The following is a 12,761-nucleotide window of genomic DNA, read 5'->3' as shown; positions in this document are numbered from 1 at the left end:
GATCACGTCGGGGTGGTTGATGCGTTGGTTTGGCCGCGCCTTTGGGTTGGGTTGATAGGGTCAAGTAAGGCGGTAGGGTGAAGTTTGTCTAAAAATTGTTTATCGCCCGGTGATGTGTGGAGCGGGGAGGCAGATAATAAGAAAGCCGTTGTCTCAGGTGGTGTGGTCTGTGTTTTTAGGCTTGAGTCGGGGACTGTTACTTTGCAGTCTAATGGGAAGCGTCGTTTTCTTGGCTGGCCAATCCCGGATCTATCGCTTCTCGCCATAGCCAAGCCCGTAGGCGATGTTTTGAAAGAGAAGTGTTGTGAAATTACCTTCGGCGATGCTTGCTGTTTCTATCGCCTACCGGTTTTGCCATTGGTGTCGTTAATCACGATTTTCGACGTCTCCGTAGAGAAGCGGTGTTTGACTATTGAACGCACTAAATTCTTTACAATGATTTGTGGATCGCTTCCAGTCGCGCTGGCATGGATATTGCTTTTGCGGGGTTTCCTTCGTCACCAGAAAGGGTATGAAGGCGCTCGTATCAATCGATCTGTTAGAATGCCTTCCCGATCACCAACAGTTCAACGACTCCCATGAAGCATCCCCTGCCCGAGCGTCCCCGACACATCGCTATCCTGCGCCTTTCAGCGCTGGGCGATGTCTGCAATCTGGTGCCGACCGTGCGGGCGCTGCAGCGTCAGTGGCCCGAGGCGCGTATCACCTGGATTGTCGGCAAGACGGAGGCAGCGCTGCTCGACGGCCTCTCCGGGGTCGAGTTCCAGGTCTACGACAAGGCGACCGGCATCAAGGGGATGCGGGCGCTGTGGCGCCAGCTTGCCGATCGGCGTTTCGACGTGCTGCTGCACATGCAGCAGGCGATCCGCGCCAGTGTGCTGTCGCTGGGGCTGAAGTGCGACGTGCGCATCGGCTATGACAAGGCCCGCGCCAAGGACTGGCAGCATTGGTTCACCCAGCGCCAGCTCGCGCCGCACCCCAGGGCCCACGTGCTCGAGTCCTTCATGGATTTCGCTCGCGCGCTCGGCGTCGAGGACACACGCCTCGAGTGGTCGCTGCCGATTCCCGAGGCGGCGTTCGACGAGGCGCAACGGCTGACCGGCGACGCGCCCTATCTGGTGATCAGTCCCTGCGCCAACCCGCGGCTGCGCAACTTTCGCAACTGGTCCGCCCAGGGCTATGCCGCGGTCATCGAGCACGCCTGGCATCGGCATGGCCTGAAGACGGTGATGAGTGGTGGCGGCAGTCCTCAGGAGCGGGAGATGGGCGAGCAGATTCGGCGGCTCTGCCCGGCCGATATCGAGATCATCGATGCCATTGGCCGCACCTCGCTGAAAGGACTTCTGGCGCTGCTCGACCGGGCGCGGGCGGTGATCGCCCCGGACTCCGGCCCGGTGCACATGGCCAACGCGCTGGCGACGCCCACGCTCGGCCTCTATGCGACCACCAACCCGTCCCGCGCCGCGCCTTATTGCTGGCGTGAGCATGTCGTCGACCGCTATCCCGATGCGGTGGCGCACTATCTTCAGAAATCGCCGGAGAGCGTGACCTGGGGAACGCGGGTGCGCCACAGCGATGCCATGTCGCTGATCACCCTCGACGATGTGGTCGGCCATCTCGATGCGCTGCTGGCGGCGACACCGCCCGCCGCCGACACGCCCGAACCCCCCTCGATGGAGCCCGAATCATGAAGGTCGATCTCTCTCAGCTGGAGAACGCGCGCGTCCTGGTCGTGGGTGATGTCATGCTCGACCGTTACTGGCATGGCGGCACCTCGCGCATCTCCCCGGAGGCGCCGGTGCCGGTGGTCAAGGTGGAAGACGCTGATGACCGTCCGGGCGGTGCTGCCAACGTCGCGCTCAACATCGCCTCGCTTGGCGGGCGAGTGGGCCTTGCCGGGGTGGTCGGCGATGACGACAACGCCGAACGTCTCGCGAGCGCGCTGGCTCAAGCCGAAGTCAGTGCTCACTTACAGCACGCCGCAGAAGTGCCGACGATCACCAAGCTGCGGGTGATGAGCCGCAATCAGCAGCTCATCCGGCTCGACTTCGAGGCGCCGCTCTGGAACGTCGACACTACGCCGATGCTCGAGCAGGTCGAGCGCCAGCTCGACGGCACTGACGTAGTGATCCTCTCCGATTACGGCAAGGGCAGCCTCAATCGGGTCGAGACGCTGATCGTTCAGGCCCGACGCGCCGGCAAACGGGTGCTGGTCGACCCCAAGGGCAGCGACTTCACCCGCTACCACGGTGCCAGTCTGATCACCCCCAACTTTGCCGAGTTCGAAGCCGTGGTCGGCCCCTGCGCCGACGATGACGAACTGGCGACGAAGGGCGAAGCGCTGCGCGCCCGTCTCGAGCTCGAGGCGCTGCTGGTGACCCGTAGCGAGCGCGGCATGACGCTGATCCGCGAAGGACATGCGCCGTTGCACCTGCCGACCCACGCCCGCGAGGTGTTCGATGTGACCGGCGCCGGTGACACCGTGATCGGCGTGCTGGGGCTGGCGCTCGCCGCCGGCCACGGTTTCGACGAAGCGGTGGTACTCGCCAACCTGGCCGCCGGGCTGGTAGTTGCCAAACCCGGCACCGCGGTGCTGTCGGTGGCCGAGCTCTACACCGCGCTCCATGGTGACCGGCTCGCCGAGTTCGGTGTGATTCGCGAGTCGGCGCTGGTCGAGTCGGTGCGCGCCGCGCAGGCCCGGGGGGAGACAGTCGTCATGACCAATGGCTGCTTCGACATCCTCCATGCTGGCCACGTCGCCTATCTCGAACAGGCGCGCGCCCTCGGTGACCGGCTGATCGTTGCGGTCAACGATGACGCCTCGGTGGCCCGACTCAAGGGGCCGAAGCGGCCGATCAACACGCTGGCTCGGCGCGCTCAGGTGCTCGCCGGGCTCGCCGCGGTGGACTGGGTAGTGCCCTTCGGCGAAGAGACGCCGCAGCGGCTGATCGAGACGGTGCTGCCGGATCTGCTGGTCAAGGGGGGCGACTACCGCCCGGAGGAGATCGCCGGCGGCGAAGCGGTCATCGCCCATGGCGGCGAAGTGAAAGTGCTCGGCTTCGAGGACGGGGTTTCGACTACCACGATGATCGACACCATTCTCGACCGCGAGCGCTGAGCGACGATGCCCCCGGATCTGGCTCGCGCGCTTTACACACTGCTGCTCATTCTGCTGTCGCCCCTTGTCTGGCGGCGCGTGTGGCGTGAGTGGGCGCCCACCAACCCCAGGCGAGAACGGCTGGGGTTGATCGCCGAGGTCGACGACCCCCGCCCCTGTCTGTGGCTCCACGCCGCCTCGGTGGGCGAGGTCGCTACCGCCACGCCGCTGATCGAAGCGCTGCTCGCCGATCATCCCGGTCACCGACTGGTGATCACCACCATGACCGCGACCGGCGCCGAGCGGGTGCGCGAGCGCTTCGGCGAGCGGGTCCGTCACCACTTCCTGCCGCTCGACTTCCCCGGCGCCACGCGGCGGTTCGTGAGGCGTCTGGCGCCGGCGCTGGCGATCATCGCCGAAACCGAGCTCTGGCCCAATCTGCTGGCCGCCTGCCGGCATCGGCACGTGCCGGTCGCCATCGTCAACGCACGCTTGAGTAATGGCGCCTTCTCGCTCTACCAGCGTTTTCGCCCGCTCACCGCGGGCATGCTCGCCGATGTCGCCTGGGTTGGCGCCAAGTCGCCGAGTGATGCCGAGCGCTTCATCGCCCTCGGCGCCCCTGTGGATCGGGTGACGATGACCGGTGCGCTCAAGTTCGACCTGGCGGTCGATGACGAGGCCGAGCGTGAAAGTGAGCGCTTACGTCGGGAGTGGGGTGAGCGGCCGGTGTGGATCGCCGGCTCCACCCAGGCCGGTGAGGACGCGCAGATTCTCGCTGCTCACGCGGCGCTCAGGGCGCGTTTCCCCGAAGCCCTGCTGATCCTGGTGCCGCGCCACCCGCAGCGCTTCGAAGAGGTGGCCGCGCTCTGCCGCGACGCCGGCGAAACCGTCGTCCGCCGGAGCGAAAGGCGTCGCGAGGTCACCGCCAGCACTACGGTGCTGCTCGGCGACACCATGGGCGAACTCACCATGCTCTACGGCACCGCCGATGCCGCCTTCGTCGGCGGCTCGCTGGTGCCGATCGGTGGGCACAACCTGCTCGAGCCGGCTGCGCTCGGTGTGCCGGTACTCAGTGGGCCGCATCTGGATAACCTGCGAGAAATCGCCGACGCCCTGGCGCAGAACGACGCCCGGCTCGAGGTCGCCGACGCCACGGCACTGGGCCAGACGCTGATCGCGCTGTTCGACGACGTCTCCCGTCGGCACCGGTTGGGCGAGGCGGGCCGCGCCGTGGTAGCCGCCAATCGCGGCGCGCTGGCCAGCACCCGCGAGCGACTCACTGCCCTGCTCGACCCCTCGACTCGCCGCTGAGCGGGCAATCCCCGAGGCGGACTCGTCCCTGAGCCGCCTGTCTCCCCGAGCGGCTTTTCCCCCCGAGTGATTTTTCCCCTGAGTGCCTTTGCCCATGGGTGAGGACGTTCTCTATGAATGGGGACGTTTTCCATGAGTGAGTGACGTTTCCGCTAGGAGAGTCGTCCTCAAGTCGTCTGGCGCGTCGACAATTTATTCCGTGAGCGATAGGGCGGCCAGGAACAGCTGGGCGTGACGCTCGGCGAGGGTGTCGAGGTCGCGGTCGTAGCCGCCGCCGATGACCCCGGCCACGGGGATGCCGCGCGCGAGACAGCGGCTGAGCACGTGGTGCTCGCGGCGGTAGAGTCCTCGAGTCGTGAGATCGAAGTGGCCCAGCCGGTCGCCGGTGTGAACGTCGGCGCCGGCATCGAAGAGGACAAATTGCGGTTGCACGCGCTCGAACGCTGCCTCCAGCTCCGTGGCGAGCGTCGCCAGATAGGGCTCGTCTTCAGTGCCGCTGGGTAGCGCCACGTCGCGGTCGCTCTCGCGCTTGTCGAAGGGGAAGTTGGCCTCGCCGTGGATCGACAGGGTGATCACCCGTGGCTCGTGGCGAAAGAGCGACGCCGTGCCATCGCCCTGATGGACGTCGCAGTCGACGATCAGCACGCGCACAAGGCCGTGCTCGACGAGCAGGTGCCGTGCTGCCACCGCGAGATCGTTGAGCAGACAGTAGCCGCTGGCGCGATCGGCGTAGGCGTGGTGAGTGCCGCCGGCGGTATTGAGCGCCAGCCCGTGGGTCAATGCCGCCTCGACAGCGGCGAGCGTGCCGCCGACCTCCAGCAGCGTGCGCGCGACCAGCTCGGGCGACCAAGGAAAGCCGCTCGGCGAGCGCCTCGCGGTGGTGATCTCGCCAAGGGCAAAGCGCTGCAGATAGTCGGCGGTGTGCGCGCGCAGCAGCGCCTGGCTGGTGGCCGGCGACGGTGTGATCCAGTGCACGTCGTCGCGATCGTCGAAGCCGAGTGCGGCGAGGTGGCGGCGCAGCACGCCGAACTTGGCCATCGGAAACGGATGTCGTTCGGGCCAGTCGATGCTGTAGCCGGGGTGGTGAACGAGAGGCAGCATCACGGCGTTTTCCTGTTCGCGGTGGCCCGACGGTGCGGCAAATGATCGCCGGCGACGTCGAGCCGCTGATTCGTGAGGGGGAAATCGCTAGGCTGAACGGGTCCGGTGTTTCGGCCGATTGCCCCCGAGAGCGATTCCATCATGAAGATCACGTTGTTCAGTGCCCAGCCCTACGACCGTCGTTTCTTCGAGGAGGTGCGAAGAGAGCGCTTCGCTGACGCCGACCTCCACTTCATCTACCAGGACGCGCGACTGGATGCGCAGAGCGCCGCCCTGGCGGAGGGCAGCGACGCCGTCTGCGTGTTCGTCAACGACCGGCTCGACGCCGACACCCTGGCGGTGCTTGCCGGTCTCGGCGTGCGCGCCGTGGGACTTCGCTGCGCCGGCTTCAACAACGTCGATCTCGACGCCGCGCGCCGGTTGGGACTCTTCGTCGCCCGGGTGCCGGCCTACTCGCCCGAGGCAGTTGCCGAGCACGCCCTGGCGATGATCATGACGCTCAACCGCAAGACCCATCGGGCATTCAACCGCGTACGCGAGGGTAACTTCGCCCTCGACGGTCTGCTCGGCGTCACCCTGAACGGCAAGACTGCCGGCATCGTCGGGACCGGGCGCATCGGCCTCTGCATGGCGCGTATTTTCCAGGGACTCGGCTGCGAGGTGATCGGCTACGATCCCTATCCTGCGCAGGCCTTCGCCGATTACGGCGAGATCGTCTCCCGCGATACGCTGCTGGCACGATCCGATATCGTCAGCCTGCACTGCCCGCTGACCGAGCAGACGCATCATCTGATCGACGAGACGTCGCTGGGACAGATGAAGCCCGGCGCCATGCTGGTTAACACCTCCCGCGGCGCACTGATCGATACCCCGGCGGTGATCGAGGCGCTCAAGTCGCGCCGACTCGGGGCGCTGGCGATCGATGTCTACGAGCAGGAGAGCGAGCTCTTCTTCCACGACCACTCTGCCGAGATCATTGCCGACGACGTCTTCGCGCGCCTATCGAGCTTCCCCAATGTGCTGATCACCGGACACCAGGGATTCTTCACGGCGGAAGCGCTCACCGAGATCGCGACGGTGACCTGTGCCAATCTGATGGCGTTCGGGGCCGGTGACGCCTGTCCCAACGCCCTATAGCCGTGGGCTTGCGTGGGCCGTGTCGAGGCACCGCCCGAAAACAGAACGCCCGCGAACGAGTCGCGGGCGTCAGGGAGAAAAGCGGTGGCGTCGGCGCTATCAGAGGCCGACCAGCTCGCCGCCCTGGGATTTCTGCAGATCGTCGGCGACGTCGAGCACCCGGTCGCCGTAGAAAAGGTGCATCGTCGGTGCCAGCGGCTGCGGCAGTTGGCCGCCGTGGGCCTTGCGAAAGACGCCGTGCGGAACCACCGGCATACCCGGTTTGTGGCGTCCGTAGAGCGTCATGCCGCACTCGGCACAGCCGTAGCGGGTCATCTCCCGATCCGGCAGCTTGTGGACGATGAGCTGGGACGCGTCCGGCAGGTCGATGTTGTCGTCCGACCAGGCGGTCAGCGAGGCAATGTCCACTGAATAGAGGGCGCGGCAGCTCGGGCAGTGGCAGTAGAGCGACAGTTCCGGTTCGCCGCGTGCTGTCAGGGTCGCTTTGCCGCAGTCGCAGCTCAGCTCATAGGTCTGGCTCATGTCGATCTCCTTGACGTGAATGGCCACCTATCAGCGTAGACGTCCTTCGACGCCGGACCCTCGACCGCGCCTAATGGCCTAGTTCTCCTGCGCGACCAACTCGTCGACGGCCAGGCGGACGAAGTCCACCGACGACACGATGCCCACCAGGTGCTCGCCATCCACCACGGGGAGCGCCCCGACGCGCAGTGACAGTAGCTGACGGCCGGCGTCAGCGAGCGGCTTGTCCATGGCGATGCTATGGCACTCGCCGCCAATCAAGCCGGCGAGCGGCACCTGATCGAGATGTTGGCTGAGCGCCTGGGTGCCGTGCTCGCCGGCAATACGCATCGCTTCCCGCAGCACCACCTTCTGATTCAGCAGGCCGACCAGACGCCCCTCGTCGTCAACGACGGGAAGGTGGCGCACACGATGCTCGCGCATCAGCTCGTTGCCGTCGTGGAGCGTCTGCTCCCGGCGTAGCGTGACGACGTCACGGCTCATGATGTCCGCGACAATGGCGGGACGGGAAGCGGGCATGCGGTTACTCCTTCGAAGTCGACCGGGGCAAGAGCCGACCCACTGCCGGCTTTGCACCTATTATCGGCGCCACGACGCAGAAATTGACCTCGCGCGCGTCGCGCCAGCGTCGTCTTCGACACGATCGCCTAGCGAGTCAGTCGCTTGACACCCTGTGCGTCGCCGAGCAGCAGCACATCCGCCGGGCGCTTGGCGAACAATCCGTTGGTGACCACGCCGACGAGGGCATCGAGCTGGGCCTCCATCGTCTCCGGCTGTTCGAAGAGCCGGTCGAAGCCATCGAGGATTCGGTTGCCGTTGTCGGTGAGCACGCCGTCGCGATAGACCGGCGTGATGCCGAGCTTGACCATCTCGCGGGCGACATAGGAGCGCGCCATGGGAATCACCTCCACCGGTAGCGGGAAGCCGCCGAGGGTCTCGACGAACTTGCTGGCGTCGGCGATACAGACGAAGCGTTCGGCGCAGGCGGCGACGATCTTTTCGCGGGTCAGCGCCGCGCCGCCGCCCTTGATCATGCGAAGTTGCGAGTCGATCTCGTCGGCGCCGTCGACGTAGACCGGCACGGTGCCCACGTGATTGAGTTCCAGCACGTCGATGCCGTGGGCCGTGAGGCGCTCGGCGGTCGCTTCGGAGCTCGCCACGGCACCGCGGAAGTCCTGACGACGGGCGGCGAGCAGATCGATAAACTGGTTCGCGGTGGAGCCCGTGCCCACGCCGATGACGGCATCGGGCGTCAGCAGGCTATCGATGTCTTCGAGGGCGGCGGCGGCAACGGCGCGTTTGAGATCGTCCTGGGTCATGTCGGCTCTGGGGGGGCTGGAAAAGGAAGGCGCCAGTATAAGCCAAGGGCGGCGTGCTGCCGATGGTGCTGGACGCTCGGGGCGAGCGTCTGCTAACAATACCGGTCCCCCCGATATCAGTGATCTTCCCCCGATATTGGCCGCAGCGGCCCGTTTTACGTCAGGACACACGCATGCAACTCGAAGACCTCGTTAAGAAGATTCTCCAGGCCCGCGTCTACGAAGCGGCCCGCGAGACGCCCATTTCCCCGGCACCTTCGCTCTCGAGGCGTTTCGACAACCGTATTCTGATCAAGCGCGAAGACCTTCAGCCGGTGTTCTCGTTCAAGATCCGCGGCGCCTACAACAAGATGGCGCAGCTCGACGCCGACCAGAAGGCCAAGGGCGTGATCGCGGCCTCGGCGGGTAATCACGCCCAGGGGCTCGCCATGGCGGCGCGCCAGCTCGGGGTGAAGGCAGTCATCGTGATGCCGCGAGTGACGCCCGAGATCAAGGTGTCCGCGGTGCGCGGCTGGGGCGCCAAGGTCGTGCTCAAGGGCGATGCCTTCGGCGAGGCGCTCGCCCACGCCCGCGAGCTTATCAGTGAGCATGGTTATACCTACATTCCCCCGTACGATGACTTCGACGTCATCGCCGGCCAGGGCACAGTGGCGATGGAGTTTCTGCGTCAGCAGTCCGGGCCGCTCGATGCGGTCTTCGTCCCGGTCGGTGGCGGCGGTCTTCTGGCCGGGGTCGCGGCCTACGTGAAGTATCTGCGCCCGGAAGTGAAGGTCTACGGCGTCGAGTCGGAAGACTCGGCCTGTCTCAAGGCGGCACTGGAAGCCGGGGAGCGAGTGACGCTCGACCAGGTTGGCGTCTTCGCCGAGGGCGTGGCGGTCGCGCAGATCGGCGAAGCACCGTTCACGATCCTGCGCGACAACGTCGACGGCGTGATCACCGTCAATACCGATGAGATGTGTGCTGCGGTGAAGGACACCTTCGACGACACCCGCGCCGTCTCCGAGACGTCCGGGGCGCTGTCGCTGGCGGGGCTCAAGAAGTACATCCAGCAGACCGGCGCGAAGGATCAGACGCTGCTGAGCATCAACACCGGCGCCAACATCAACTTCGATCGCCTGCAGCATATCGCCGAGCGTACCGAACTCGGCGAACAGCGCGAGGCGATTCTCTCGGTCCAGATTCCGGAGCGGCCCGGCAGCTTCAAACAGTTCTGCCACGCGCTGGGCCGGCGCATGGTTACCGAATTCAGCTATCGCTACGCCGATCCCCATCACGCACACATCTACGTTGGCGTGCAGGTCAAACCCGGCGGGGACGATCGCGCCGAGGTGATCCGGCGGCTACGCGAGGCAGATTATCCGGTAGAGGATCTCACCGACAACGAGCTGGCCAAGCTGCATATCCGGCATCTCGGTGGTGGTCGGCCGCGGGAGGAGTTCCAGGAGGAGGCGTATCGCTTCGAGTTCCCCGAGCGCCCCGGCGCGCTGATGAACTTTCTCACCCACCTGCCGGCGGACTGGAACATCTCGCTGTTCCACTACCGCAACCACGGTGCCGCTTACGGCCGGGTGCTGGTCGGTCTGCAGATGCCCAACGACGACCGTGCCCATGCCGAGGAGCACTTCGACCGCATCGGCTATCGTTACTGGAAAGAGACCGACAACGTCGCCTATCGCCTGTTCATGGCGTGACGCCAGGGCGGGACGACACTCACGCGCTATCCACGCTAAAGCCCATGCCCGCGCCGCCGGCCGCTAACGCACCGGCGGCGCGTTGACGACTAAGATCAAAGGTTGAAATTACTGGTGTTTTGGGTGTCTTCTTACGTCACGCTTTTTTTGTAATATGCGTTATCGTTTGGTTACGAAAAAAGCCCGACAAGATGTGAGTTTCGCGCTTGTCAAGTTTTTAACCTGACCCTATAGTCGTGCCCGTCGCTACGGGATTAGCGACTTGGCGAACGCAATGGAGTCGAGATGAAACGCAAACCCGATCTGGTGATGGCACTGGTACTGATCTTCGGCGTGGGCGTCGTGGCGACGGGGTATGCGCAGACGCTGCTCGGCGCCTGAAGCGTTTCAGACGACAATTCGCTAAGCACAGACTCCAGAAGGCCGGCCGCGCAATGACGCGGCCGGCCTTCGTCGTTTCAAGCGTCGCGACATGGCGAGTCGTGCGCGATTCGGCTCAGGGCCTGACGACACGCGCGTTGCTGGCAATGGCGTCGAGCGGCACGTCCCAGGGGGCTATCGGCAGCGCATCGACTCGCTGGCAGTCGTGGGCCAGGCCGATCAGCGCCGGTGCCGGTCGCCGGCGGCGGGCGAAGGCAAAGGTCCGATCATAGAAGCCGCCGCCCATGCCGATACGGTTGCCGGCATCGTCGAAGCCCACCAGCGGCAGCAGAACCGTATCCAGCGCCCAGGCGGGCAGGCGGTTGGCGCGCGCGGCGCCGAAGCGGGTGTCCGGCTCCTGGATGCCGAAACGATTGCGCGTCATGCGGGTCGCGGCGTCGTAGCGTACGAACCAGAGACGATTCTCGACCAGCGGTCTCAGCACCGGCAGGTAGACGCGCGCACCCCGTGCACGCAGCCAGTCAATCAGCGGCGTCGGATCGATTTCGCCATCGTTGGGCAGGTAGAGCGCGACACGACGGGCCCGTTGCAGCTCGGGGAGTCGCTTGAGACGGCGGCAGAGCGAGTGTGACGCAAGGTGCCGCTCGCGCAAGGAGAGGCGGCGCCGGCGGCGGCGCAGCTCGCGGCGCAGAGCGCGTCGGTCACTGTCGATGCCTGAGAGCACGTCGCATCCATGGTGGAGGGAGGCGGCGGGCGAGGCGGTATCGAGTGACGGTGAAGACAAGAGAGTTCCCCAGAGTGCCGCTGTCATTCTGGCCCTGAACCTACTGGTTCAAGGTGGAGGCCGCAGACAGGCCTTTAGGCTTTCCGACGCGCGGACATGCACACGGGACTGTCTAGCATTTGGCCCCCTGGGTACTGCGCATAGGCTCGAGGGACTTGTAACGACTGGCGTACACCCCAGGGAACGACACCATCCTAGCAGAGCCGGCCCGGATGCCCAATCCGCAATCGACTTAGGGCACAACGAGCCGCCCGCTGGCTAGGAGGCGTCCGGCGTCTTGATGTCGGCCATCGCCCGCTCGAGACGTTCACCCAGGTCGTTGAGGCTCTGCTCGCCGGCGCGGTTGGCGTCGAGCGCGCCCAGCAGCTCATGAGTGATGTTGAGCGCGGCCATGATCGCGACCTTCTCGGCGCCTAGCACCTTGCCGCGGGAGTGAATGCCGTGCATGGCTCGGTCGAGGTAGCGCGCCGAACGCATCAGCTGCTCCTGCTCTTCCGGCGGACAGGCGATCACGTAGGGCTTGCCGAGCAGGGTCACTTCGGTAGTGGGGCGAGACGTGTCGCTCATGGTTCGCTCCGGGATGGGCGTCGGGGTGGGCGTGAGGTTCCGATGCGCTAAAATGGCGGGTATTCGCGCCGTTCTCGACCGGGCGTTCACACTCGACGAATCGGTCGCGACCGGTTGGTCAGCCACTATAGAGAGCCGCCTGAGGGCGGTCAACGCAGCGCCGGGCCGCCCGGGATCTCGCTCGCGGCCCAGCGCCATCGGCCAGCCCGGCGCGGCTCTCCCCATGGATATTGTCATGTCGATCATCAACGAACAGCTCGATTTCGCCACTGTTGCCAACGTCTTTCTCGCTCACGGCAGCATGCAGTCGCCCGCCTTCTACGATGGCCGGCTCTGCGCCGAGCTCGCGCTTGCCGATCTCACCGCGGAGCGCTGGCTGGAAGAGGTGAGCCTGGCACTCAACGTCGACCAGCCCGACAGCCGCGACGATGCCGACGTGCTGCTCGGCTGGCGCCGCCAGACGCTCGACGCCCTGGGGGCGGCCGAGCTCAACTACGAGCCGCTGCTGCCGGACGAGCTCTTCTCGCTCTCCGAGCGTGCCCAGGGGCTGCGCGACTGGGTTCAGGGCTTCACCGAGGTGGTCAACGAGACCGACGGCGAGACCTACGAGACGTGGTCGGCGCCGCTTCGCGAAGCCCTGGAGGATCTCGGTCCGCTCACCGCCATCGAAGTCGATATCGCCGACGACCCGGAGAACGAAAACGATCTCTTCGCGCTCACCGAGCACGCCCGCATGGCGGCGATGCTGCTCTACACCGAGCAGCACCCCGGCGATCCTCAGGTCGAGCAGGTCGACCAGGAGAGTGCCGAGGCGGCCAATGATGAGACGCCGCCGCATCACTGAGCGTTGC

At 65.7% G+C, this 12,761-nt stretch carries 12 protein-coding genes and 1 other RNA gene; 6 read left to right on the top strand and 7 right to left on the bottom strand.

The annotated features are described in order from the left end of the window. Positions 1–578 precede the first annotated feature (578 nt). Genes DOM41_RS04280 through waaA form a run of 3 tightly spaced genes read left to right on the top strand, consistent with a single transcriptional unit; the run spans position 579 to position 4,408 of the window. Positions 579–1,691: a glycosyltransferase family 9 protein gene (locus tag DOM41_RS04280; protein ID WP_110685613.1), complete on the top strand. Its 1,113-nt coding sequence runs from the start codon at positions 579–581 to the stop codon at positions 1,689–1,691. Next, entirely contained in the window at positions 1,688–3,118 is a 1,431-nt protein-coding gene (hldE, locus tag DOM41_RS04275; protein WP_110685612.1) for a bifunctional D-glycero-beta-D-manno-heptose-7-phosphate kinase/D-glycero-beta-D-manno-heptose 1-phosphate adenylyltransferase HldE, read from the top strand. Before DOM41_RS04280 ends, hldE begins: the two co-directional genes overlap by 4 nt. A 6-nt stretch (positions 3,119–3,124) precedes the next feature. Next, a complete protein-coding gene (gene waaA / locus DOM41_RS04270; RefSeq protein WP_110685611.1) occupies positions 3,125–4,408 on the top strand; it encodes a lipid IV(A) 3-deoxy-D-manno-octulosonic acid transferase in 1,284 nt (427 codons plus the stop codon). A gap of 192 nt (positions 4,409–4,600) precedes the next feature. On the opposite strand, the gene DOM41_RS04265 is transcribed toward waaA, so the two are convergent. Then, positions 4,601–5,509, bottom strand: coding sequence for a histone deacetylase family protein (locus DOM41_RS04265; protein ID WP_223160932.1), 909 nt, complete (start codon positions 5,507–5,509; stop codon positions 4,601–4,603). A 141-nt stretch (positions 5,510–5,650) separates the two neighbouring features. Here DOM41_RS04265 and DOM41_RS04260 point away from each other — a divergent pair, with 141 nt between their 5' ends. Beyond that, entirely contained in the window at positions 5,651–6,646 is a 996-nt protein-coding gene (locus DOM41_RS04260; RefSeq protein ID WP_110685609.1) for a 2-hydroxyacid dehydrogenase, read from the top strand. 99 nt (positions 6,647–6,745) lie between these two features. Here the strand turns inward: DOM41_RS04260 and DOM41_RS04255 are convergent, their stop codons facing one another. The 3 genes from DOM41_RS04255 to rpiA all read right to left on the bottom strand — a co-directional run bounded on the left by DOM41_RS04255 (position 6,746) and on the right by rpiA (position 8,487). Further along, positions 6,746–7,168: a GFA family protein gene (locus DOM41_RS04255; RefSeq protein ID WP_110685608.1), complete on the bottom strand. Its 423-nt coding sequence runs from the start codon at positions 7,166–7,168 to the stop codon at positions 6,746–6,748. Positions 7,169–7,246: 78 nt separating this feature from the next. Next, a complete protein-coding gene (locus DOM41_RS04250; protein ID WP_110685607.1) occupies positions 7,247–7,687 on the bottom strand; it encodes a CBS domain-containing protein in 441 nt (146 codons plus the stop codon). A 128-nt stretch (positions 7,688–7,815) separates the two neighbouring features. Beyond that, the gene (gene rpiA, locus DOM41_RS04245; protein WP_110685606.1) at positions 7,816–8,487 is read right to left on the bottom strand and encodes a ribose-5-phosphate isomerase RpiA; all 672 of its coding nucleotides are present in this window, start codon (positions 8,485–8,487) and stop codon (positions 7,816–7,818) included. A 173-nt stretch (positions 8,488–8,660) separates the two neighbouring features. On the opposite strand from rpiA, the gene ilvA reads away from it, so the two are divergent. Further along, entirely contained in the window at positions 8,661–10,178 is a 1,518-nt protein-coding gene (gene ilvA, locus DOM41_RS04240) for a threonine ammonia-lyase, biosynthetic (RefSeq protein WP_110685605.1), read from the top strand. A gap of 496 nt (positions 10,179–10,674) precedes the next feature. Here ilvA and DOM41_RS04235 read toward each other — a convergent pair whose 3' ends face one another. From DOM41_RS04235 to DOM41_RS04225, 3 genes are all read right to left on the bottom strand, one after another. Further along, positions 10,675–11,283 carry a 5-formyltetrahydrofolate cyclo-ligase gene (locus DOM41_RS04235; RefSeq protein WP_110685604.1) on the bottom strand — a complete coding sequence of 203 codons (609 nt, stop codon included), beginning with the start codon at positions 11,281–11,283 and terminating at the stop codon, positions 10,675–10,677. Between the two features lie 62 nt (positions 11,284–11,345). Further along, positions 11,346–11,529, bottom strand: a non-coding RNA gene (gene ssrS, locus DOM41_RS04230) — 6S RNA. A 72-nt stretch (positions 11,530–11,601) separates the two neighbouring features. Continuing rightward, the gene (locus DOM41_RS04225; RefSeq protein ID WP_110685603.1) at positions 11,602–11,910 is read right to left on the bottom strand and encodes a cell division protein ZapA; all 309 of its coding nucleotides are present in this window, start codon (positions 11,908–11,910) and stop codon (positions 11,602–11,604) included. A 235-nt stretch (positions 11,911–12,145) separates the two neighbouring features. On the opposite strand from DOM41_RS04225, the gene DOM41_RS04220 reads away from it, so the two are divergent. Then, positions 12,146–12,754: a UPF0149 family protein gene (locus DOM41_RS04220; RefSeq protein WP_110685602.1), complete on the top strand. Its 609-nt coding sequence runs from the start codon at positions 12,146–12,148 to the stop codon at positions 12,752–12,754. Positions 12,755–12,761 lie beyond the last annotated feature (7 nt).

Source organism: Salinicola aestuarinus (genome assembly GCF_003206645.1).
In the GTDB taxonomy this organism is placed as follows: Bacteria; Pseudomonadota; Gammaproteobacteria; order Pseudomonadales; family Halomonadaceae; genus Salinicola; species Salinicola aestuarinus.
The sequence above is the reverse complement of the archived record's forward strand: the minus strand, read 5'-3'. Positions and strand labels throughout refer to the sequence as shown.